We start from the raw sequence: 26,837 nt of genomic DNA on the forward strand, positions 1-26,837 counted from the left end.
ATTTATTGATTATTTGGGTGGATAGTATCAAACAATATTGCTGAAATCCCATCCCCTTCATATTTATGCTGTACAAGGCATAATTCTTCATGTTTCATTTCACCTATGATATAACTATTATTATTCAATACCCCTTTCTCAATCACATTACTGAAATGTTGTTCAACCTCACTTAAAAAGTGGTTTGTACCAGAGTAACTGATATATATTTTATAAGAAGGATAATTTATTGAGAAATCTGTTGTTGTTTTTAATTTCTTGTAAGCGTACGAATATTTCCTTTCAATCAAAAAAACATCTTGTATAATGGAAGCAGCTGTAGGTAAGCTTCCTGCTCCCATGCCTATATAAATATGCTTATCAGAAAGTTGTGAGTTCAGAACCACTCCATTAAACACATCATTGATATGATAAAAATCGCTCTGATCCGAAATAAACATAGGTACTACCAAATTGATATGGTTTCCTTTATAGGTGTAAGATTTTGCAATCAGTTTTATTTTCAAATTCTGCTCTTTCGCAAAATCAACATCGGCATCAGAAATATTCTGAATACCAATCATCAGAATACTATCCAGTTCTACTATTTTCCCAAAAGTGTGTGCAATCAGAATCTTTAGTTTTGATCTGGCATCATAACCGTTAATATCCAGCGAAGGGTCACTTTCAAGATAGCCCAATTCTTTCGCCCGATGTACTACTTCACTGAAAGGTACTTTCTCTTCAAAAGCTTTTGTAAGAAGATAATTTGTAGATCCATTAACGATACCTGTTAAAGATAATACGATATCATTTGCATAATAATCTTCCAGGTTTTTTATAATAGGAATACTCCCACAAACAGCACCTTCATACAAAAATGGTGTTTGTGTATCCTTTTGAAGGGTTATAAGTTCTCCAAGATAAGCTGATATCATTTTTTTATTTGCAGATATAACAGCCTTTCCTTTTTTTAAAGAAGTGGTAACAATATCATATGCTTCATCTGCATCATCTATAAGTTCAATTACAATATCTGTATCTAAATCATCCAGGATATCGCGTTTGTCATAAGTAATGATTTCTTCCTCTACATTTCTCGGTTTGGATTTATCTTTTACAACAATTGCTCCTACTTCAAATTCAGGCATCCCTTTTAAAAGATCATATACTCCTTTACCTACTACCCCCAGCCCAAATATTCCGATTTTAGTTCTTTTCATTTATTTCTGCTATTCTTTTTTAATCAGCTTATCTAATCTTTTATTTACCGATATTTCCTCCACTTGCTTTATCAATGGCCCATCCCTAAAACGGTACTCTTCTGCATTTCACGAATCAAAAAACCAGGATCGTTTTCGGTAATTTCCAACATCAAAATCAGATACTTCTGAAATATTTTTGAAAAAATCCTAATTTTTGAAAATGAGGAAATGGTCACCGTCAAGTCCTGGTATCTGAACGGGACATTAACTTTCCTTTTTCCAGTCATAATTATACTGTCTGCATCAACATGTTCTTTCGAACCATAAAACACCTTGACAGGAATCTTCAGTTTATCCTTATTTTCATTATAATTTACTGGTAAAACGTTTATTTTTTTAAATTAAACAACCATTCCGGGATCATATTAGTATCATACAGATCTGGATATACCGTATGCTCTAAACTTGAAATCTCCCAGTAGGTAAAATTTTTATTATTCATTTTCCTGAGATACTCTACCAGCATCCTGTCGGGAGTTACAGGATTCTCGCTATCCTCATTCCCATGTATTATCCATATTGGCGACTTTGCCACTTTTTCGCTGAAGTCTTTATCAGGAATTCCGGAAATACTTACGGAAGCGGTTAATAAATCCGGATATCTGGTTAGTAAATTATACAGTGTAGATGCTCCCATTGAAAAACCTATTCCGAAAACACGTTGATCATCAACTTTCAATTCCTGGCTCAAACTTTTTATAAGTTCGGAAGTGGCCTCCATACAATAATCGTCCGGTACTGAATACATGCGTTTAAACTGGTCAAAAAGGTAGTTTGATGAACGTACAGGATATTGTATGGCTACTATATACGCAGGATATTTTTTACGGACATTTTCCTGTAGCCAATATTTAGGAAGCGTTGTCATCTGGTTCATATTATCTTTTCCTATCCCACCTGAATGGGGAAATATAATAACAAGCGGATATTTTTCCCCTTCCTTCACTGAAATGGGCATTAAAATTCTATAATTAAGTGTGGAATCTTTATAGTTAAATTTTCCATACTTATATAACGAATCGTTTAACTTCATTACTTCTCCCCGTTTCTCCTTTATCTCGTTTACAGAATACTTATTTTCAGTTAGCGTATAAGCGGAATGTGGTATTTTACACCCATCAAGTAGTAATATTCCTATAAGAAAAAACAAGCCTTTTTTTATCATAATTATTTAGCTTCCAGATTTAAATTCGAGAATATAAGGTTCGCAACAACTTTTGCAGGACCGGTAGCCATAGTCATGTGATTTCCGGGTGTGAAGCTGATTTTAATTTCGCCATCACAATATTCACGGAAACCGTTGAATGGGGTATCATGGTTTCTCTCAAATTCTGAAGTTAATTCGGGCTTAATAAGGGCAATATTTCCTTTATATATAGAAGTTGGTCTGTAGTTTTTAATTACGTAATTTGAATGATAAGCCTGCTCTATAAATCTGTCCATACCGATCTCATCTGGGTCAATATTTTCCTGAACAAGTAAAGCCCTGATTATTTTTTCATAATCTTCTCTCTGTTTATCATCATTGTCAAATTCAGGCCTGTACATATTTGGGTCTAATAATACCAAAGAGCTCACTTCCACGCCAAGAGCCTGTAGCTGTAATGCTATTTCGAAAGCTGTACTTCCTCCAAAAGACCAACCGCCCATGTGTATTCTTTTGCCTTTGCAGAGCTGAAGAACAGAATTCTTATAAAATCCCGCCAATGTTTCCAAATCTTTTGCCAGTACACTGTACTCTTCGACAGCAATAGTTTCGAAAACATAAAAATCAATTCCTTCTGGAACAAAAGGTTTTAATGTATTAAACAATGATGTTCCGGTAAGTGGTGGTATAAGGAAGAAAATATCCTTATTGTCGTCATTGCGATTCAGGATATGATATATCTCCTCTCTTTTGAAGTTTTTATTTTCGATCATGGTTTCTATGTAAACCGCCAGTTTCTCAATAGTATCATGCTGAAAGAGCTCTGCCCCTTTTAAACTTACATTAAACTCAACGCTTAATTTATATGCAGCCTTCATAGTTAAAATGGAATTTACCCCCATTTCAAAAAATTCTTCATCAATATAAATCACAGAATTTGGCATAATGTCTGTGAAAATTTCTTTTATTCTCTGTTCAGTGATGCTTTTTGTTCCAGTTCTGTTTTTATCTGTTACATTGATTAACCTCTTCAGAGATTGTATGTCTATTTTACCTGTATTAGTTCGTGGAAATTCATCAACAAAGAGTATTTTATTAGGAATCATATAGTTTGGCAACATATCCTTTAAAAAGTGTTTAAGATTGATATCGCTAAACTCTTCCACAGTTTTCACATGGCAGAAAGCCACTAGCCTTGCCATGGTAGGGTCTTCTACATCTACAGGAACTATTTTCGCCTTCATTATACCTTCAAACTTCTCCATTGCAAGTTCTATTTCTTCGGGCTCAATACGGTATCCCCTCAGTTTTAACATCGCGTCTTTTCTTCCGGTAAACTGTAAAATACCATCCTGATCTATATACCCTAAGTCTCCGGTTTTTAATCCACGGATCTGGTTTTTGTCATAAATGAAATTATTATTTGGACTTCCTATATAGCCTTTTGCCACACTTTTACTTTCGACATATATTTCTCCGATAATTCCTGATGGCAGCACATTGTTGTTATCGTCAATAATTTTAAACAGGGTATTGTGTATTGGTTTACCAAGAGCAAAATATCTTGAAGAATTATTAATATTAGTATTCAAAGCTTCGTTATAGGCAGTAGAAGACGCTTCTGTAGATCCGTATCTGCTAACGATTGTTGTTGCAGGCATAAGTTTTTTGAATAACCTGATATCTTCCATAGAAATTGCTTCCCCGCGTACTTCTAAGAAATTAAGTTTATTCAGGAAGTTTTCTTTACCGCTTTCAATAAGAAGTTTGATAAAACTTGGAGTAAGTGACAGTCGTGATATTTCTTTCTGGCCTACAGTTTCAACAAACTTATCTATATTATAATACAGATATTCTGGAAGGATAACTATTTTATTACCCTGTATAATTGCTTCCAATATATTTCTTATTGAAGGGCTAAAAGAAACCCTGATGTTAAGACAAAAGATATCCTGAGCATTGGAAGGATAATTTTGTACGAGGTATAGCAACCCATTTATTGTATTTTCATGCGATACCTTGACTATTTTAGGGATCCCGGTAGATCCTGATGTATAGTAGAGTGATAAAGTATCTGCAGGCTTGCTTTGTCTTTCGGAAATAAGGCTGTTTTCTGAAGGAATAGACTCCGGAACACGGATTATGGTACAGTTTTCTTTTACATAGGGTAAACGGTCTCCAAATAATGTTTTTTCTTCGGAACTTATGATACATGCCTGCAAATCAGTTTCCAAAGTTATAAGATTAAGCTGCTCTATCGGATAACCATGTTCTAAACTGATCACTGTACATCCGGCTTTTAAGATCCCAAGAATACTTACAATTAAATTGGTAGCATACTTAAGGTGAACCCCAACTGCACCAGTAATATTTTTCTGTATCAGTTGGTTGGCAACATAATTACTCTTTTCATCCAGCTCGGTAAATGTCAGGGAATTATTTTCGACATCTTCTATTGCTGTTTTTTCTTTATACTTCCTTAGTGCATCTGAAAATAGCTTTTGTACACCTGTATCTTTCTGGTCGAAATTTTCTCCGATCAGAATGGATCTTTCTACATCTTTTTTATATTCAAAAATATCCAGTTCCGAATACTTTCTGTCAGTCAGGTTTTCAAGATTATTATAAAGGCCTATTACAATATCAGCCATATCTTTAATTATATCTTGAGAAAATATATCTGATCTATAACTAATACTAAATGAAATTTTATCATTTTTTAAAGATGCCAGAACAGAAAGCGGAAAATGGGATATACTCTGACTTTCAGAAACCAGCCTTTGAATACTGACATCATTAAATGTATCATCATTATTTTCCGAAACATCCTGAAAACTCAAATTTGCACTAAACAGGTTTTTAGAATTAATGGCCTCATAGATTTCCGGCGTAGATATATAGGAATGTTCACGTGAATCTAAAAGCTGATAATGAAAATCAGAAATAGCTTTTATAATCGTTTCATGATGTTCAAAATCATTTGCTACAGGTATTGTTGTAATCATAGGACCTATAATATCTCTAAACTTATCCTGGTCCATGTATCTATGAGTTATTGTATTGCCCCATACAAACTTTCTGCTTCTGAAATATTTAGCGAAAACCAATCCGAAGAAGAAGTTAATCGCTGTATTATTAGTAAGCTTATGGTTTTTTAATATGTTCTGAGTGACATTATTCAAGTCGTATGCAACATTTAATTCGGCATAAGTCTCCTTAAGTGTCTTCTTGGCAGGAACTATTTGCTCTATTGGTGTTGCTTCATAACGCTCTAACAGATTTTTCCAATATAACAAACCTTTTTCATGGTTCTGTTTCAATAGCCATTTGGTATATTCTGAAAAAGGAACTGATGGAAAAACCTCAGGGGTAATATTATTTTGAAACCTGCTGTAATAGCCAAATAACTGTTTTAGCATAAGCTGCACAGATACAATATCTGCTATGATATGATGTATTTTTATAATGATAATATGCTTATCAAGCAGTGCAAATTTTATCAGTGATTCTTTGGAAATATCAAAACTTCCCTGTCTGAAAGCCTCCTCCTCTTCGGGAAGTATTCTTTCACAAAAGAACTCACCGGTATCAATAATTTTCGATTTAAAAATCTGTTCTGTAACATCATAATCAAATGAGGATTTTAAAATCTCATGGTTTGATACCAGAAATCCACATGCTTTTTTGAAAGCGTTATAATCTATCTCTCTTTCTGATTTAAAAGTAAGGTGGATAATATACCTGGAACTTTCTGGATTATTTTTAGCAAACCCCGCCAAACCTTCCTGAAAAGGCGTCATCCTGTAAACAGGGATAAGGTTTGCACTGTTTTTCGTTTCGAGGTGCTTTATCAGGTGTTCCTTGTTGCTTCTGATAGAGTCAATTAACGTTTTATTTTCAGCGTCTTTTTTATTTAAGACGATATTTAAGTTGTAGGATTCGCTAAGGCTTACATCAATGTTATTAGCCTCAATATATGTCAATAATTCTTTAAGTTCCATTAGTTAAAATGTTAATGTTATTTTATTATCGGTTATTATTTGTATTTCTTCTGAGATTTGCTGAAAATCTACAGCATCCATGAGTTTTTTCAGACTGTATTCTAAACTGAATTCTGATTTTATTTTATTCAGGATCACCATTGCTTTCAAAGAATCTCCACCCAGATCAAACATATTATCCTTTATTCCCACCTCATCCACACACAATACTTCCTTAATTATATTTACCAGCTTAATTTCTGTTTCTGTTTCCGGTGCTAAATACTCCTTATTTGTAAACACTCTTTCTTGAGAGAACGTCACATGGTCCAGATCTTCTTCTTCTGTAATTTCGAGATATCCTGTTTCTACGTCCATTCTGCTTCTGGAAGCAATAACGAGATGCTCGCCGGATGAAATAGATTTAAAAAGTATTTCGAGCATTTGAGAAACAGTAATTGACCTGCTTAAAATAGATTTATGCCTATATTCAGGTACATTTTTTAATGCTTCATTAATCATTCCTACTCCTGATACAATTGGCCAGTGAACCGTTATACCATTGATATTTGATAAGCAATTGTCTAAGTAAGCGTTAGCCGCAATGTACCCCAACTGACCTATAAACGGTTTTGACACTGCACGTGATGAATAGCCTAAGAAAAATTGAAGAGTATTATCTTTCAAGATATGAACTAAGTTTTCAGTACCATATATTTTAGGATTAAACACGGCTGAATCATCCGTTCCCCTTCTTAAAATAATTCCATTGTAGTCTCCTACTCCAGCGGCGTGTATAACTCCAGTGATATTTCCTATTTCCTGTTGTGCAGATTCTATTTTCTCTTTAAGCAGGTTGAAATCTGAAAGATCAGCCTGCAGGTACATAACTCTGGCTCCATAGCTTTCGAGTAACTGTCTATTCTCGGTATTTTCATCACCTCTTCCAATAATTATTAAGTTAGCCTGCGAATTTTCGGTAATATGTTTAGCTACTGTAAAACCAAGCCCCCTTAAACCACCTGTTATCAGATAGGTATTTGACTGTGAAGGTCTGTAAGGATCTGACGGTAACTCAATTTCCTCAAATTTTTTAGTGAGCAGTTCTTTTTCTCTGATAGCATATTCAAAATGTATCTTTCCGTTCTTTTTAATCAGAGATAATATATCCTGTGAGAGATTGCCAAGTTCTGATACGTCCAGGCTGTTGGCTGTAATATTCTCAAATTCCACATTGACCATTTTAAGGGCGTTATATGCGGTAGCTTTTATTGCACTCGTTTTTTCATCTGGTTTTACTTTGTACAAGAGATCTCCTATCAAAGTAATATTGAGTTTCTTATCAAAAAACACACTATCAAATCCTCTTACAAAATGAAAAATAGAACGGTAACCATATGAAAGTCCTTCTTCAGTTTTCTTATCTCCAAACCAGATATAATATATGGTTCTTGGTACAATACCTTTTTTCTTTAAATCAGAGAAAAGTCCGGAAGTTTGTTTCTCATCTGAAAAGTCAACAGATAAGATATTTTCAGCTATTTCAATTGAACAGTTATTTCTGTCTTGATTACAGATATATATGGTATTCTTGCCAAAGAAAGCAAGCTTTTCATAAACATTATGATCATCAGAGATCACGATAATTTGTTCTTCATCCTGATTGGTTTTGCTTTCAGAACCATCTGCCGCATGAGCTTCCCATTTTTCCCGATATGTATAATATTCTTTTTCAGGTGCATGTAATTCTTCCTTTTGCAGCACTGGATTCATTATAATTTCATCAATAAACTCAACTTTTTCAAATGGGTATACTGGCGCCGATATGATATTACGGTCCTGAAATATTTTTTCCCAGCTTATCTGATATCCTTTCTCCCATAATAACGTAATGAAGTTAAACATCTGGTCGTATTCACTGGATTCATTATTATAGGTATCATAAGTTTGGATACTGATATCTGTATTCTTTAATATTTTAGAGATCGTATTCCCGGGACCAATATTTATAATTGTAAGATTATCTTTTCCGGGAAAAATTGTATCAACACACTTATCAAACAAAACAGGCATGGCCATATGATTAAGCCAATATTCTGATTCTATCACAAAGTTTTCGTTAACAATCCCCCCGCTGGCACAAGAAGTAAATGGAATTTGAGGCTTTTTAAATGTATAATTATCTAAAAAGGACTTAAACTCGTCTTTAATCATCTCCGTAAAAGGAGTATGATAAGGTCCATCAGCTTCCAATTCGGTAAAGTGTGTATCCTGCTCTTTTAATTTTCCCTGTAATAGTATAATATTATCCTTCAATCCGGAAACAGTATAACTATCAGGTGAATTATATGCTGATATGAATACATTTTCTATCTCCTTTAAAATACCTTCAAGTTTTGACAGGGGAATACGAACACTTATCATTTTACCTTCAGGCAAACGCGCCAGCAATTTTGCCCTCTTATATATAATACCTAGTGCTTCTTCAGGAGAAATAACCTCACTTAAGCATGCACAAACATATTCTCCGAAACTGTGTCCGATCAGGTAAGATGGTTTTAGTCCCATCTCTATTAATAATTGTGCGTATGAGTATTGAAAAGAAAAAATTAAAGGATTTGTATAATCTAATCTTTTCTGATTAATTTCTTCTCCATTCAAGAATGCATTTTTGTAATCTATATCAGAAATATTTTTTAATAGAGAAAAGCACAGATCCATACAATTTTTAAAAACTGCAGAATGATGGTACATATGAACACCCATCCGGATGTAACCTGAACCTTGCCCGGAGAAGGCGAAAACCACGGGTTTATTATTTAGGGATGCTGTTTGCACTTTCGAATTTCCCCTGTAGAAATTCCGCAGCATCGAAATTAAATCTTCACGGGATTTGAATATAAAACTTTTTCTAAGCTCTAAACCGGATCGTGATTTCCGGTAAGTATAGGCCAGGTCATGAATATTTACTGTTTCATTTTCTATAAAATCTGAAACATTTAAGGCTATTTTTCTTAGTGCTTTTTCAGACTTTGCAGAAATGGTAAGAATATCCGTGAAATTATTTTCAAGCTTATTTTTTTCGGCAAGTGGGGCTTGCTCCAGAATAATGTGGGCATTAGTACCGCCTATCCCTAATGCAGTTACGGCTACTCTCAAAGGCGAATCTTTTTTTTCTATGTCTATAACCTCATTGTTTACATAAAAAGGGCCCTGTTCAAAGTTGATGTTTGGATTGGGAGCTTTAAAGTTAATACATGGCGGAATCTGCCTGTTTTCCAGACAAAGCGTAGCTTTTATAAAGCTTAGTATTCCGGCTGCATAACTGGTATGACCTATATTACTTTTCAGAGAACCTATTGGAATTCTATTTTCCCTTCCTAATCTGTATGCTTGGGTAAGCGACTCAACCTCAATAGGATCCCCTAAAGATGTTCCTGTACCATGGGTTTCTACATAAGATATGGTTTCAGGTAAAACCCTGCTGAATTTTAGTGCTTTTTCAATACATTCTTTCTGGCCGGTTACACTTGGAGCGGCATAGCCTATTCTCCTGTTAGAATCGTTATTGCATGCACTACCTTTAATTATTGAATAAATATGATCTTTATCTCTTATCGCATCTTTTAATTTTTTCAGGATTACAACTCCAATGCCTTCCCCCCAGGATGTTCCTGACGAATCTACATCAAAAGCCCTGCAGTGCCCGTCTTTTGATTCTACCCCTTCCTTATAGAGATAACCTTTCTCCTTGCTATTAAAAAAATTGACACCGGCCACTATGGAATACTTTGATTCTCCTAATAAAAGACTTTTACATCCTTCATGGATAGCAACCAGTGAACTTGAACATGCACTCATAATTGGCAGCGGCAAACCTGTAAAGCCAAATTTATAAGATAACAGCGCCGGAGTAAAATGATGGGCAGATAAAAAATTAAAGGAATAGAAATCTATAGGCAATTTATCTCTTAATGACCTAACATGCATTTGCCATGTAAAGTCTTCTATAATACTTACAAATAAACTGCTGTTATCTATATTTTTAATATCAATTCCAGAATCCTCCACTGCTTCCCATATAGACTGATGAAGCATTCTGGTTTGTGGAGAAAGTAGCTGAGCTTCGTTCTTATTATATCCAAAGAAAGAATAATCGAAACTTTTTTTATTTTTCAACCGCCTGCTTTTGGATACGTATTCTTTATTCTCGGCTAATTCTCTTGGTACACCTGAAGCAACTATTTCATCAATAGTTAATTCATCAATAGGTTCAAACCCTTTTTTAAGCTGATCCCAAAATATATTATGATTATCTGCAGTAGGTACTTTGCAAGATATCCCTATAACTGCAATTTCTAAACCTGTATATTCACTCATGTTATTCTGTTGAATAATTATTTAAAATACTAAGTGTCTCATCAATGGTATTCAAAGACTCTTCAATAGCTTTATTGTTATCGGAAGAGGCCATTTCTCCATTCAGATAACCAGCCAATTCTGAAATTTGAGGAAATTCAAAGATATTGACAGGTGTTACTTCCTGTTTAATTTCCTCCAACTGATTGATTTCTTTAACCAATTGTAAAAGTTTTAAAGAAGTACCCCCTATTGCAAAAAAGTTAGCATTAGTACTTATCTGCGATTCTTCAAGATTTAAAAGACCTGCCCAGATACGGCGGATTTTAATTTCAAAATCACCCTTTGCTTCAACATACGCTGTTTGTATAGTATCCTTAAATGACACTTCCGGCAAAGCTTTTCTATCAATTTTTCCATTAGGGGTTAAAGGAAACTCTTCCAATGAAATGTAATACATAGGAATCATGTAGTCTGGCAAATACTTAGTCAAATATTTTTTTAACTCCATATTGTTAATTGGCAGATCCGAAGAATAGTATACTGCGATATATTGTTCAGAATTATAAGAAACGATATTTGCCAGAACAGTTCTGATGTGGCTGGAGTAATTGTTAGTAGCAGATTCTATTTCCTGTAGCTCTACCCTGTTTCCCCTGAGTTTCACCTGAAAATCATTCCTTCCTAAAAACTCCAGATTATAGTCTTCCAACAGTCTCCCCAAATCTCCAGTTCTGTATAATCTTCCATATTCGGGATGTTCGTAGAAACGGGTATCTGTTTCAAAAGGATTGTTTACATATCCTAATCCTACACCTATACCCCCTATAACAATTTCACCCTTTAGTGCTAAAGGCAAAACATTATATTTACGGTCCATCACGTATACTTTTACGTTAGGGATCGCTTTTCCTATAGGGTAAATATTTGTATTTTCTTCATTTATTTCATAATACGAAGAAACATCACTTGCTTCACTTGGCCCGTAAGAATTGTATATTCTAATGTTATTTACCACATTTCTTAGGTTTTTGACAATTGCCGGATCTATTTTCTCTCCACCAAATATAACCTTACGCAAAGAGCCTAATACTTTATACTCTGCACCAGTGAAGGAGCTGAATACAGCCGGTGCAACATTGGCTATCGTTATTTTATTTTTAGCTATAAAGTCAGGAATATTATACAAACCTGTATTCTCCAGGTAAATTGTAGCACCTGCTAAAAGCGGTGAAAAATAATTTTTCTGGGTAAGGTCAAAACTGACGTTGCTGATGATTCCAATATTGTCATCTTCTGCAATTCCTATATCGTTTTTATACCAATTTAACAGGTTCAGAAATCCTTTGTGGGTATTAATAGCCACTTTAGGTTTTCCAGTAGATCCAGATGTACACATGAGATATACTGGATCATCCTGATGCATACTAGTTTTTAGCTGTGAAGGAGTAATATTCTCTATCTTTTCTAAAAAGCCCTGAAGTTGAAGTTCATCGAATATCAACTTACAGCTTATATCTTCGAGCAATGATTTTTTCCTTTTTTCAGGGATGAAAGGATCAATTACGACATACGCATTTCCTGATTTTATAACACCTAATAGTACTGGTATAAAATATTCCGATTTATTAAGACAGATACCAATATAGCTTTTATCATTTCCTGTATAACTGCTGATGTAATAAGCTACTTTATCCGAGAGGTATTTTACGTCGCCATACGACAACAACTTTCCTTCAAAATCAATCGCCGTTTTTACAGAATATTTGCTAAATGAAGCCTCAAATTTTGCAATCAGGTTTTCGTTTTCCCATGATTGTGATTGATCGGGATCCGGATATGCGGGGATCTGATTTTCACCTTCACACCTATAGTCAATTTCATGAAGAGCTCTATTAAAATAGACCGGTACATTCTTGATTATATTTACCAGGTGCTCAAGCAGCCGCTGTATATATTCCTGTTTATATGAAGGATGCGAATCAATACTAATATTAAGCTGTTCCTGATCATCGTTAATCAGGATATCAATATACGAAGTGCTTATGCCTTCAGGTCTTGGATTATATATCTGAGCCTGGGAACCACTAAAGAAAAACAGCCCTGTTTTTACAAACTCTTCCAGTAAGCTGTTTTTTTCCTGATCGGCCACTAAATCTTTCCATTGATCTCCAGCCGACGCAGCATGAATTGCGATCTCTTCTTTTCCGATAAGACTTTTTATAGTGTCATTTTCGTCTATTTTATTTTTTATAAATAGCGTTTCTTTTCCGTCTGCATTTAAAAGATTGGTATACAGAATGACATTTTTTTGCTCCGTATACCTGTATAATAGCGCTCTGTAAGCAGCAAGGAATAAAGACTGAAAAGTAATGTTAAGTTCTTTTGTGATTTTTTTTATTTCGTTATACTCCGTAGCAGAAATGTTTTTGTTTATTCTGAAAGGTAATTGACGCAGCATATTTCCACTGCTCCTTAAATCATTTAAATCAAGAGCATCTAATTCTTCATTTCCAAAATAAAGCACATCCCGAAAAAAATAAAATGTATCTTTTTTGACGAAATAATCTATTATTCTTTCTTTATTCTCTTTCAAAAACGTTTTTTCCTCTACAGAAAGTTGAGAAATGTTCCCTTTTAACTTAATCTGTGTATGCTCAACCTCTAAACTAACCCCCTTTTTATCGAGGGTTTTTAAAATATGTATAATTTCCATATTTATTTTATAACTATATTAAAAATTCCTGATCCTGACTAATCTCAATGCGTAGTGCATCAATAACTTCATTCAGGGTATCCCCATAATTATTCACCATTTTTTCAATCAGATCTGAATATAACTGCAGAAATTTCCTCATTTTACTTTCAGAAAAAATGTCTGTATTATATTCCAATCGAATGTTGAGTTCTTCTTTTCTTATCGTAAGATCTATTTTGAATTCTATTTTGGAGTGAGTTCCAATTTCTTCTTCATGGATAAATTCTTCAATTTCTACTCCATCATCAAAAAATACTTTACGGGAAACTTCTTCTTCATTATGCAGGATAATTGTCGTATCAAAGAAAGGATTTCTAGATGCATCATTGCTGAGCAAGTATTTTTCCACCATCAGATCAAAAGGATAATCTTCATTTTCATACACCTGCACAAACCCTTTAGTATTTTCTTCAAGGAATGTATTCAAGTTCATACCCGATGAAACCTTAATTTTTAAAGGCAAATAATTGATAAAGGATCCAATAATCTGTTCTGTGTCAACGTGAGTCCTTCCTGAAGAAATTGTTCCGATGTAGAATTTACTTTGATCAGTATAGGCATGGATCAACAGCCCATATATACCTATAAGGTAATTATTAAGGGATAGAGACCGCTCTTTAAGACTTTGCTTCAAGCCAGCTAAGTTTTTTGTTAGTGTTGTACTTATGGCAGTCCCATTATAAGAGATCATGCCCGGGCGCACATAGTCTATCGGAAAATCCAGGGCGGGAATATCTTCAGAAAAGAAGCTTTTCCAGAAATCCTCGTATGTATTATACTTTCTTTTGTGCCAGCTGACATAGTCTTTATACTGTATTGCCAAAGGCCTGATATCAATGTGCCTATCTTTAAGGTAAGTATTGTAATTTTCTTTGATCTCTTTATACAAAAGTTTCCGTGACCATCCGTCAGAAATAATATGATGAAGCGTTGTTGCAAGAATATAAGCTGTTTCTGATTTTTTGATTAAAGTTAACCTTATGGGTAGTTCACGGGAAAGATCAAAAGACTTATATCTTTCCTGCCGCAAAAAAGATATAATTAACGATGTATCGGTTATGTCTACGACAGGAATATGCAGATCAATATCTTCTATTGATAAAATATATTGATAAATATCCCCATCTTCATATTTGAATACGGTTCTAAGGGTTTCATGCTTTTGTATGAGCGCTAAAAAAGAAGCCTTAATTGCGTCAATATTAAGAGCACCATTAATTAAATAATGCATAGGCACATTAAATAATGCTGCACTTTCTTTTTTTATTGTAGACAACCACATCCGTTTCTGAGAGTTTGAAACTTCATATCTAGACTGAACTGGTACAGGGTAAATCCTGGTATAGCGGGATTCATCGCTCTGATTTACTTTTTCCAACAAAAATCCAGACAGGCCTTCAAACTCCGGATATTTGTAAATATCCCCTAACGTTATTTTTATATTGAACTCTTTATAGATTTTGTTGAGCATTTGTATCCCCTTTAAGCTATGCCCTCCCAGAGAAAAGAAATTACTGCTACCTGTAATCTCATCCACCATCAGGGTTTCTTTCCAGATCCTTAATAGTGGTCCATGCAATTCTGTAGTTACAAAACTCCCTTTTTCTTTATACAACCCAGAAATACCTTTTCCTGATTTATCTTCCTCATAGAGATGTTGAAGAGCTTTTAAATCAACTTTATTATTTGTCGTTAAAGGAACTTTATCTATAAATAAAATTTTGGCCGGAATCATATATTCAGGTAGAGAAATTTTCAGAAACTCTTCCAGAACAGAAGCTTTTTCTTTGGAGAAGCCTGCTATAAAAGCACAAAGTCCTGTATCTCCATTGTTTTCTACAGGCAATACTACAGCATCCGTTACTTCTGGAAAAGAACTGATTACATTCTTTACTTCATCCGGCTCTACCCTGTAACCTCTGATTTTTACTTGACTGTCCCCTCTTCCCAGGAACATGATTTCATTTTCCAAAGTAAAGAAACCTACATCTCCGGTAGTATACATCCTTCCATATTCAGGATGGACAATAAATTTTTCAGAGGTAAGATCATCGTTATGCAGATATCCTTTAGCAAGCCCTGCACCTCCAATATAAATATTACCTGTTTCATATTTTTGAACTTCTTTATTCCTCTCATCCAAAACAACAACAAAATTATTGGGGATCGGGGTTCCGATTACTGGTCTTTCAGCATACTTCTCTATACTCTTTATCCTTTTGAAGACAGTTCCTATGGTGGTTTCTGTGGGACCGTAGTGGTTAATCAGCTCTATATTCTGAAAATATTTTTTAAAGTCTGTTAAATCTTTTGTTTTTATTTTTTCTCCTCCTAAAATGATCTTTTTGAGAGCTGATCCTTCAATCTTATGAAAGTCCTTCGCATTTAATATTGCATTGAAATAGGAAGGAGTTGTTTTAATATAAGTGATTTTTTTATCTATAATTTTACTGATCACATCATCCACATCGTACAGTGTATCTTTTTTCACCATATGTAGCTTTCCTCCCGAAAGCAAAGTTCCCCATAAGCTCGTATAACCCAAATCAAAAGCATAGGAAGAAAGTAGTATAGAGGTGTCATTATGACTTATATCGAGTGTTCCGTTAAGAAAATCGATATAGTTTATCAAAGATTTATCCTGGATACAAACTCCTTTAGGAACTCCGGTTGTTCCTGAAGTATATATAATATATGAAGTGCTGTCTGGCGTACGAACACTGGATTTAAAGAAATTATCAGCTTTAGAATTAGTTCCTGTTAAATTCAGCGTATCTATAAAAAGCTTAGGCTCAAATTCTTCCTTTTGATAACTGCTTCCTGTAATTAAAAGCTGAGCATTTACATTATTAAGAATATGTTTGATTCTTTGCCCGGAATCATTAGGGTCAATAGGAACAATACTACCATTGATCTTTAGTATGGCTAAAAAAGCAACAATCAAGTGATAATCTGCATCATACATTACTCCTATAGTGGGAGAAGAAGTATCGGATATTTTCTGCAAAATTAACGCTGACAGTTCATTTGATTTATCATCGATCTGTTTATAGCTATATTTTCCGTTTTCATCCTCTATAGCGATTCTATCAGGAAAATGCTGTACTATGTCAAAATATCTGTCCAAAAGCGATTCTCCGGTTTCCGTACTTTCTTTTTTCAGCTGTTTTGCGCTCCCTGTCTCATCAGATTCAATAGCATCTATATTTTCATGAAATTTCTCTATCAGTTGAATGGTGTTGTGTTCCCACAATTGCATAAAGTATGCTATATCTTCACTTCTGATTGTATCATTATGGTGCAGGGCAATAGTTGTTTCATCTTGTGCGGAATAGACTTGAGTAATCAAACCGGAGTAATTATTCCGGTGATCTATTATCTGACTCACCTGGGTTTTATCTTTAGTAATTACGCCCAAATCAATAAACTCAAAAATATACCGGAAATTTGATTTCATAAAATCCGAATAGTCCTGATTATAGGGAATATACTCTTTACGGCTATTCAGTAGCATCATTAATTTTGCTATGCTGCCACAGTATTCTTCTATTTTCGAGAAACCTTTGATCGCTTCTGCACTGAAAGGCAAGGGATTGGCGTAAAGCCCTATATTATTGTAAAGTTGATCAAAACTTCTGCCATGACTTACATAGCCTAGTCCGTATGCCGCATTTTTATCTGCAGATACCTGGGAAAGGGTATAATGCAATCCTGAAAGCAACAGTATCTCTTTGTCAATGGGAGGTTTTCGTAATACCTGTACCAGTTTATCGCCTAGTTTATGGATTTGTGTTTTCCTTTTTCCCGGTTCAGAAAGGTTCAATTCTAAATTTGTTCTGAAAGGCCGGAAATTTTTCATTATATCTTTCCAGAATTCCAGATTTTCTTCATTTTCTTCTTCACTGATAATATGTTCCCGCCAAGCTGAGTATTGCAGGTAGTCCACATCAGATTTTTCATAAGTTCCGGTATGATACTTCTTTAAAATACGGTGGTACAGAGTTATTATACTCCAGTTATCAAAATAGTAAAGGCAATACTTAAATGTTACGCTCACTATATGCTCATTATTCTGAACAATGGTAATACTCAGGTTATGCTTTTTATAGGTTTGATTTTCTGCGTTTTCTATCTCTTCTTTCCGCAATAATTTCACTTCGAAATTTCTTTCCTCACCCACACTTAAAATTGCTTCTTTTCCTAAAGAAGCAATACTCATGTAAATACATAGTTCATCATTCAGAACTTCCTCTACAGCATCATAAAATTTCCGGCTGTAAGTTTCGTCCAGAGAAAAAGACATTACATTGTACGAGTCACTATCAGTCAGATATGTAATACTTTGCTGAGGTGACAGATTATATCTTTTTATCATATACTTAAAGAAATTGGGTAATAGTTTTTGATGTCAGGATATTCACGTTCAATTCTTCTGGCCAAAGCGTCGAATTCAATTTTAAAACCCATAGGATTACTGATCCACTCTTTGGAGTTTTGAGCTGTTTTGGAATCAATCAGATTTACTTTTTCATTCATCTGTCTTGCCAGTACATTAAGCCTGAATGAACGTTCCAAACTGATCATATACATCATAGCCGTTTCAATACTCTCTCCACAAGAAATTGCACCATGGTTGGCTAAAACGGCAATATTTTTATCTCTCAGTTTTTCAGCCAATTTAATGGCACGGTCGGTTGTATTAACAGGGCCATCGAATTCATTATACAATACATAGTTATCATAGAACATGCAACTGTTCTGATCAAGCATCAGGATTTCGGGCTTTTCAAGCGATGAAAAAAGTGTTCCCCATGGCGAGTGTGTATGTACAATACAATTGGCTTCTCTGCTGGTATTATGTATTTCGGAATGTATACAGAATCCGGCCACATTAATCGGATAATCTCCTTCAAGCACTTCCCCATCGTTATTAACCAATATCAGGTTATCGGGTGTTATTTCATCAAACAATATTCCGAAAGGGTTTACCCAAAATAAGTTTTTCTCATTAGGGACTTTCATACTGATATGCCCGCTGATGCTTCCTTCATCAAGCTGAAGACTTCTCAGCATTCTGCACGATAAGGCAAGTTTATATTTAAGCATTGCTTTACTATCTCCGTACTTAGACTCATTGATAATAAAAAAAGACGCAGTATTTTTTCTGGCTTCAGTTACCTTTGTCGTAGCTGCAGCTTTTAAGTAATTATGAACACCATCCTCTTCTGACATAGACACATAGAGTTGTCTTGCACCATCATATGGATCTCTGCCATGGGTAAAATTAATATTGTCCATCATTAGCAAATCTCCCTGCTCCCAATCGAATCTGAAAGCAACATCTTCATAAGCCTGTCTTATGAGCTGCAGATCGCTTATGGATATGGTTGTTCCATCTCCATAGTAACTATTACGCGGAAGGTTATCTATTCCGTAAGTATCTATTAAATAGTTGTAAACATCACTATCCAGATTACTGTAGTGGAACAGATGTGCCTGATTAAACCATATTTTTTTATTCGTAGGTTTATCCAGGAGTGTAGCCTGCGCAACATAGTCGATTCTAAGCCTGTTTTGATCAATCTGACTAAGATTCATGTGATGTTCCTTACAGTATTTTTCTACCTCTTTTATCTCTTTTGTTCCGAAAAAAGTTTCCCAAGGAATATCCATTTCCTCGCTGAAGTTTCTCACATACATTACACCACCTTTATCCTCAAACCGTTTTGTAATTTCTGATGGTATTTTATTGTAAACAGCAGAACTATTGCAAATAGGTGTACAACCACCAACCTCCGAAGGACGTTCGCAATAAAAGAATAATTTTTTAGGCCAGGATTTTGAGTAAGAATGTTCGTTATGCTGAGGTATTGACTGTTCTTTAGGATATTCTGTAGAAGTATATATTTTATCTTCCAGTCGTGTCCGGGGAGAAGAAGGCTCCGCATAGTCAAGTGCTCCTCCTGTCGACAAGTTGTAAACAATTGAAGAAAATTCTTTTTTAGAGCTAAAGCCATTAAATTTTCTAAATAGAATGATTCTGTTTTTTTCATAAATTTCATCTACAAAATCATTGTTTTTCGCAAGCCAATCCTCTAGCTCATGATCTCCCACTGATGTTATTACTGCTATTTTCGTAAATTCATTCCCAATTATTTCAAACTTTATGTCTTTAGGATAGTGATTACTGATTTCTTTAGGTTGTATATTGATGAGGGTTTTAAAATTATTTTCCATGTCGCAGATAATTTATTATTTTATGCTCTTTAAGAAGTTTTCAAATGATTTATTTTGTTTCTTTTCTATATATTCTTTTTTCATCATATCTACCAGGTATGCGTTTTCTTCTACTATAGCATCAGGATTTTCAATAAATATTTCCAGTATTTTTAAATAGGCCTTCGTAATAAATTCCATATACTGCCCGGAAAATTTGTCAGATTTATATTCTATAGATCCTGATAAAGAGTTTCCGGATATCCTCATAACCATGCTATGGTCAAACTTAGAGACTGTGGTATCGGTAGTATAGAGTTTAACCGATTTGATATTGGTAGTTTCAATAAGTTCAGAAAAGTTATATTGATCTTCGTTCAGCACAAACCTTCCCTGAAATAACTCATTCAGATGAGTTCCTATATTACTTATTATGCTTTCAAGCGAAACATACTGATGTGAAATATCGTCTGTGATATTTTTATATACATACTGGGCATATTCCGATATTTTGTATTTGGGGTTGATATGGGTTGTTATCGGAATTGTATTAACAAAGAAACCTATTACATTTTCAAACTCCTGCTCCGGACGTCCGGCAACCGATGTTCCTAAAGCAATATCCCGTTGCTTTGTAATATAATAAAGCGTAAGATAATAGGAGGAGAGCAAAATAGAATAAACCGATATTTTATACTCAACCGAAAGTAATTTCAGATGCTCGTAAAGGTGGTCTTCTACTTTAAAAGTGGTTATGTTTGATTTATTCTGAACTTTACTGAAAAAATCATAATCTTCAAGGTTTAATAAAAATGTGCTGTTGAGTTTTTCATTCCAGTACCTTTCTCCTTCCTTAATTTTTTCACCCTTATTAAAATCTTTTTGCCAGTTTACAAAATCCTGATATGAATATTCGCTTTTTTCCTGATCAGGTTCGTTAGTATGATACAGCTTTTTATAGCTGTTGAACCATTCGTGTATTAAGATACCCGTAGACCAGCCATCAGTTATAATATGGTGCGCTTTTAAAACTAAAAAATGTTTAGCCGGTGATATGCTATATATTTTTAACCTGGAAAGAGGTGCTATTTCGAGGTCGAATGCAACATCATTTTCTTTTTCCAGAATTTTTTGCAGCTGGTTCTCATCAATATATTCCCCATGTACAATTTCAACAACAGGCGCTACCATATGCTGAATCCTCTGCATCGGCCGCTCTCCATCAAATATGAATGATGACCTGAAACTGTCGTACTTATTGAGTATATGCTGATATGAAGAAACCAGTTTTTCAAGGTTCAGCTCCCCCTCTACTAATAGTCCTGAAGTTATATTATATGCTCTGGATGTATTTTCGTCATGAGAGAGAACCCAAAGTCTTCTTTGGTTACTTGAAAGCTCAAAAAGTTCTCCTTCTTTCTGGTTTATTTTTACAACTACATTTTCTCTCTGTTTATTTCCGGCCTTCTCAATAAAATCAGCTATTTCAGCTATCGTTGGATAATGGAAGATATGTTCCAGTCCAAAATCCAAGTTGAATTTCTTCCTGATATAATTAACAAACCTTACTCCTTTAAGGCTGTTTCCGCCAATTTCAAAAAAATTATCTCTTGTATTGATAAGCTCTTTGTTTAATATCTTAGCCCATACTTCGGCAATCTCACGTTCCAGGTCATTTTGTGGAATGCTGCTATAATGGGAAGCTATTTCCAGCTGTGGTTTGGGCAACGCTTTACGGTTGACTTTTCCATTCGAACTTAGCGGAATTGCATCGATCGGATGGATGATATGCGGAACCATGAAATATGGCAGTTTATTTTTCAGGTACTGTTTTATTTCCTGTTTTTGGTATGCAGCATCAGTTGTAACAATATAGGAAACAATCTTTTTTTCCCCTTTTTCGTCCAATAATATATGCGTTACACTATCAATAATTCCTGGAAAGGTATTTACAGCTTTTTCAATCTCACCGAACTCAATTCTGTTCCCTAAAATTTTAACCTGATTATCTTCTCTTCCAACATAGATAATATCACCTTCCTCATTTCTGTAAACCAGGTCACCGGTTTTATACGCTTTTGAATTAGGATTGTTTAGCCTGTAATCTATAAAACTAGCATTCGTTAAGGGCTTATTATTGATATAGCCTCTCGAAACTCCTTTTCCGCTTATTAAAAGTTCCCCCACTACACCCAAAGGGCATAAATTACCTTTTGGGTCTACAACAAAGCCTAAATTATTCCCAAAGACATTTCCGATTGGAACTTTATCAGAGATACTCTTTCCGTTAAGATTGTACAGTAATTTACCTATAGTTGTTTCTGTTGGTCCGTAATGGTTTATAATACTGATTCCCTTATTTTTTGACCGGATATTGGTTATGATACTACTATTAAGTTCTTCGCCACCGAAAATTATCATTTTAGCAGGGAAATCAATTGTATTTTTATCCTGCACCAACTCTTTCCAATAAGAAGGTACAATTTTGAGGCAGTCTACATTTGTATTACTAAAATACTTTTTGATATATTCTACATCTCTCAATTGAGAACGGGTAAAAACATGAAGGGTTTTACCATGGATTAATGATGAATACAAAACAGTATTACCAAGGTCTGTAGAAATAGTAGACATCATGGCAAATGAGTTATTTTCTGCGATAGATATTTTTGAATCAAGCCCGTCAAAGTAATCGCTGAGGTTACTGTGGCTGATCATTACTCCCTTTGGATTACCTGTAGATCCTGAAGTATAAATAATATATGCCATTTCATCCTTTTGTGACCTATTTTTAATTACACTATTCTCTTCTTCCAGAAGTTCTGTTTTCTCTATTTCTAATAAAGGGAGTAATCCGGAAAATCCGGATAGCGTATCCAGGTCTACTAAAGCTATTTTAGCCTGAACATCTTCAACAATAAACCTTAAACGATCATCCGGAACATCAGGCTCTACAGGAACATATACTGCACCCAATTTCATAATGCTCAAAGCACTGACAATGGCCTTTTCGGGATAAAGGGGCAAACTTACAATCACATTATCTCCGGGACTTATACCACGGCTCCCAAGAATAGAAGCTATATGATTAACCTTGCCATGTAATTCGCGGTAGGTAAGCTTCACATCACCAAAAACGAGGGCAATATTATCGGGTACCTGTGATGCCTGTGCTTCAATCCTATCGATTATGGTTTTGTTTTCCGAATCTGTTACTTTTATATCATTAAATTCAACGATAAGTTGCTGATGTTCTTTTTCAGTAAGGAAATCTATTTCTTCAATACCTATATCACTGTCTTCACCATCTATTATTAAAGAGATGAGATTTTCAAAATGGTTAAACATTCTATTGATCAGCGGTGCATCATAAATATCTCTATTATATGTGATATCCAGTTTTATATGTTTTCCTTCATCCGAAAAATTGTATGTTACATCAAATTGAGCTGTTTTTCTGCGATATTCATACTTCTCTATCTCTAAATCTTTTATATCATTTTTGGTATTGCCTAACTTTAGCTGACTCTGGTTCTGAAAAACAACCATTACATCAAACAATGCCGACCTGCTTGTATCTCTCTTAATATTCAGCTTTGTTACAAGTTCATCAAACGGATACATCTGATGTTCGTAAGCAGAGAATAAGGTAGATTTTTCCTTTTGCAATAAACTTTCGAAAGTATTATTGTCATCCTCCATTACTGTTCTTATCACTAAAGTATTAATGTAAAGCCCTATCTGATTTTCCAGGTCCGGATGTTCCCTTCCTGCTATCGGAGTTCCGACAATAATATCTTTCTGACCAGAATACCTGTAAAGCAACGCTTTGATACCTGCCATCAGGACCATGAACAGCGTACATTCATGTTTCGCTGAATACGTTTTGAGCTTTATTGTAAATTCTTCCGAAAACAGATGACTTATACTGTTTCCATTGTAAGTACGTATTAGCGGACGTGTATTGTAGCTCGGTAATTCTAATACCGGAAGCTCACCTTCAAATTGCTTTAACCAATATTTTTCTGCAATTTGATACTTTTCGCTTTTGATCTCTTTCTGTAACCATACCGCATAATCTTTATACTGGATAGACAATTCATTTTCTTCAACCCCATCCTCTTCAATATCTCCCTCTTGAAGAAGTTTGTTGTAATTGCCAACTACTTCTGATATCAAAACCTCTGTCGACCAACCATCACCAATAATATGATGCATGGACAGAAGAAATAGATTTTTGTCCTTTTTTTTCTTCAGTAATGTTGCTCTTATTAACGGAGATTGTTCTAAATTAAAAGTTTTGGCATTGGCTGCCTGTAAAAACTCTTCTATATCCGCTTCATTCTTTTCAGTAAAGTCGATCACTTCAATTTTAAACCCAGTCTCTTCTTTCGGAGCAACATACTGACGGATTTCACCCGATATAGTATCCAGCCTGAATGACGTTCTGAGTATTTCATGTCTGTTTATAAAAATACTGAAGGCTTTTTCAAAATAGCTGACATTAAGATTTCCTTTGAAGGTAACTATAGCTGGCATGTTATATGCCTGCGAACCACCTTCTAATTGACTAAGCACCCAAAGTCTGTGCTGCGATGGGGTTAACGGGTAATTCTCCTGAATTTCTGATTTTGGTATCGGGGTATAATGTCTACTCCTGAGGCTTTTATTATTGCCTTCAACAGTAGGGTAAGCAAAGAAATCTTTAAAGGTTATCTGCATACCCAGTTTTTTGTAGATCCTGTTCAGAACCTGGGCCACCATTAAACTATGACCTCCAAGTTCAAAAAAATTATCTGTAACTCCCACCTGATTTACTCCCAGGACTTCCTGCCATATTTTTCCAAGCTGGTATTCGTTCTCATTGCTCGGAGCTACATACACTCCTCTGATCAAATCTTGCCAAATAACATCAGGCAGTGCCTTACGGTCGGCTTTACCATTGGGAGTTAATGGAATATTCTCCAACTCAACAAAGAAACCCGGAACCATATATTCAGGCAGTTTACTTTGCAGATATTCACGGAGTTCAGTTTTATTTACTGTTGATCCCTGATTTGTAGCGTAGTAAGAAACTAATACTTTTTCTCCGTTTACTTCTTTCGCATCAGCAATTACTTGTTTAATAGCCGGACTGAAATGCAATATATTCGTCTCTATTTCGCCAAGTTCTATTCTATAGCCCCGTATCTTTAACTGAAAATCATTCCTTCCCAAATATTCTATATTGCCATCTGGTAACCACCTGGCCAAATCTCCGGTATCGTACATCCGGCCTCCATCTTCAAAAGGATTTTCTACGAATTTTTCCGATGTCAATTCAGGCTTATTCAAATAGCCCCTAGATAACCCAACGCCTGATATATAGAGTTTACCAGCAATTCCGATGGGAACCATAGTCTTTTTTTCATCAAGTATATAGATACGGGTATTGTCTATTGGCTTACCTATAGGGACACTCCCTACAAAATGCTCTTCGATACAATCATAAAATGTAACATCAATACTCGCCTCCGTTGGGCCATATAAATTCATCAATGAAACATCTGGCAGTAGTTTATAGAATAATGTTCTCTGCGAGATTGTTAATGCTTCACCACTAACAAATACCTGGCGAAGGCTAACTAATTGACTGATCAAGTTTGGATCCGTTTCCAGATAATGCAAAAACACCTGTAGCATTGATGGTACAAAGTGGATTACCGTCACCTTATTATTAACGATATTATCAATAAGCGCTGAAGGATTCTTTTCTGAACCTGGTGTTAAAACAGAAACTCTGGCACCATAAAGCGCCCACCAGATCAATTCCCATACAGATACATCAAAGGAATAGGTAGTTTTTTGTATCAAAGTATCCCAGGAGTTGAGAGAATAAGCTTTCTGCATCCATTGTAAACGGTTGATCAGAGAATTATTCTCTATCATGGCGCCCTTCGGACGGCCAGTTGTACCAGAAGTATAAATAACATAAGCGAGGCTTTCGGGTGCACTTATAACAGAAAGGTTTTCTTTGGTATAAGCTTCTTTTTCTGATTCAAATTTCAGCAGGAATTCTGCGTCTATTGTAACTTTGGCTTTTGCATCCTGCGCTATATAATCTATTCTATCCTGAGGGTATTCGGGATCTATGGGTACATAAGCTGCTCCGCTCTTCAGAATACCCAGAATCGCGATCAGCATATTCGGGCTCCTCTTTAATTTTATTGCAACCAGATCATTTGCCTTAATATGATAATTTTTCCGGAGGTATCCACCAAGCTGATTTGCTGCTTCGTTAAGCTCGCTGTAGCTAAGCTCCAGGCCTTCGAAAAGAATAGCCTTATCATCACCGCTTTTTTCTACCTGCTCTTCAAACAACTCAACAATAGTCTTATTGCCGGAATATTCAACCGCTGTTGAATTGAATTTAAGAAGGCGTTCCTTTTCCCAATCCGTAACGAAAGAATATAAACATAGCTGACTATTTAGTAGCAATGTATAATGGGAAAGAATATTTGCGATATTGCTGAGTAAACTTTCAATAATACATTCCAGAAGTACAGGCTGATAATAACATGTTAAAACTATGCTGTCTTCTGTTTCCTCATATAATAAAGATATATCATCTTTTAAAACTGCTGTTTTTTGCCCAAATTGAATTGAAAAATTAGAAAACAATTCAAGATTCAATTCTAACGTATTATAATTTTTATGAGAAAAAGCTTCTTTAGTCTCAGAAGCAGTGTACTGCAACAGGTCTTTAAATGTTCCTGTATTATTACCCTCAATTTCCAGCAATAAACATTTATCCAAATCAATTTGGTGAGATGGATATACTTTAATTACACCTTGATAATTTTCAAAATAATTATTGATAATGAACGAAAAAACAGAAGAAACAATTGAAAATTTTGACAGAAAATTATTTTTTGAAATTTTTATAAAACTTTCAAGTTGCTGTTTTGAAATTTCTTTTTTAACATATTCAACTTCCCCTTTTGAGAAAATAACTTTTTCTTTGTTTTTAGTTTTGTTCTGCCAAAAAATATTGGATAAAATCTCTATCTCGTTCATTAAATTAAAAGGTGTATTCAAATTAAGCATTGCAATATAGTTTGATCCTCATCTGGCTAGTTCCAAGGGCACAATTT

General features: G+C 34.8%; 8 protein-coding genes. All 8 read right to left on the reverse strand.

The features are described from left to right. Nucleotides 1-2 precede the first annotated feature (2 nt). The 8 genes from AB3G38_RS07050 to AB3G38_RS07085 all read right to left on the reverse strand — a co-directional run bounded on the left by AB3G38_RS07050 (nucleotide 3) and on the right by AB3G38_RS07085 (nucleotide 26,760). A complete protein-coding gene (locus AB3G38_RS07050; protein WP_367867789.1) occupies nucleotides 3-1,202 on the reverse strand; it encodes a homoserine dehydrogenase in 1,200 nt (399 codons plus the stop codon). 370 nt (nucleotides 1,203-1,572) lie between these two features. Continuing rightward, nucleotides 1,573-2,409 carry an alpha/beta hydrolase-fold protein gene (locus AB3G38_RS07055; RefSeq protein ID WP_367867790.1) on the reverse strand — a complete coding sequence of 279 codons (837 nt, stop codon included), beginning with the start codon at nucleotides 2,407-2,409 and terminating at the stop codon, nucleotides 1,573-1,575. A gap of 2 nt (nucleotides 2,410-2,411) precedes the next feature. Then, complete coding sequence (locus AB3G38_RS07060) at nucleotides 2,412-6,392, reverse strand: condensation domain-containing protein (RefSeq protein ID WP_367867791.1); 3,981 nt, start codon at nucleotides 6,390-6,392, stop codon at nucleotides 2,412-2,414. Nucleotides 6,393-6,395: 3 nt separating this feature from the next. Continuing rightward, entirely contained in the window at nucleotides 6,396-10,751 is a 4,356-nt protein-coding gene (locus AB3G38_RS07065; protein ID WP_367867792.1) for an SDR family NAD(P)-dependent oxidoreductase, read from the reverse strand. A 1-nt stretch (nucleotide 10,752) separates the two neighbouring features. Continuing rightward, nucleotides 10,753-13,446: a non-ribosomal peptide synthetase gene (locus AB3G38_RS07070; protein WP_367867793.1), complete on the reverse strand. Its 2,694-nt coding sequence runs from the start codon at nucleotides 13,444-13,446 to the stop codon at nucleotides 10,753-10,755. Between the two features lie 13 nt (nucleotides 13,447-13,459). Next, nucleotides 13,460-17,863 (reverse strand): amino acid adenylation domain-containing protein, encoded by a 4,404-nt coding sequence (locus tag AB3G38_RS07075; RefSeq protein ID WP_367867794.1) that lies wholly within the window; start codon nucleotides 17,861-17,863, stop codon nucleotides 13,460-13,462. Continuing rightward, nucleotides 17,860-19,725, reverse strand: a complete 1,866-nt coding sequence (locus tag AB3G38_RS07080; RefSeq protein ID WP_367867795.1) for a class II aldolase/adducin family protein — start codon at nucleotides 19,723-19,725, stop codon at nucleotides 17,860-17,862. The genes AB3G38_RS07075 and AB3G38_RS07080 overlap by 4 nt, the downstream gene beginning before the upstream one ends. A gap of 15 nt (nucleotides 19,726-19,740) precedes the next feature. Next, nucleotides 19,741-26,760: an amino acid adenylation domain-containing protein gene (locus tag AB3G38_RS07085; protein WP_367867796.1), complete on the reverse strand. Its 7,020-nt coding sequence runs from the start codon at nucleotides 26,758-26,760 to the stop codon at nucleotides 19,741-19,743. Nucleotides 26,761-26,837: the final 77 nt, after the last annotated feature.

This window comes from Pedobacter sp. WC2423 (assembly GCF_040822065.1).
Classification (GTDB): domain Bacteria; phylum Bacteroidota; class Bacteroidia; order Sphingobacteriales; family Sphingobacteriaceae; genus Pedobacter.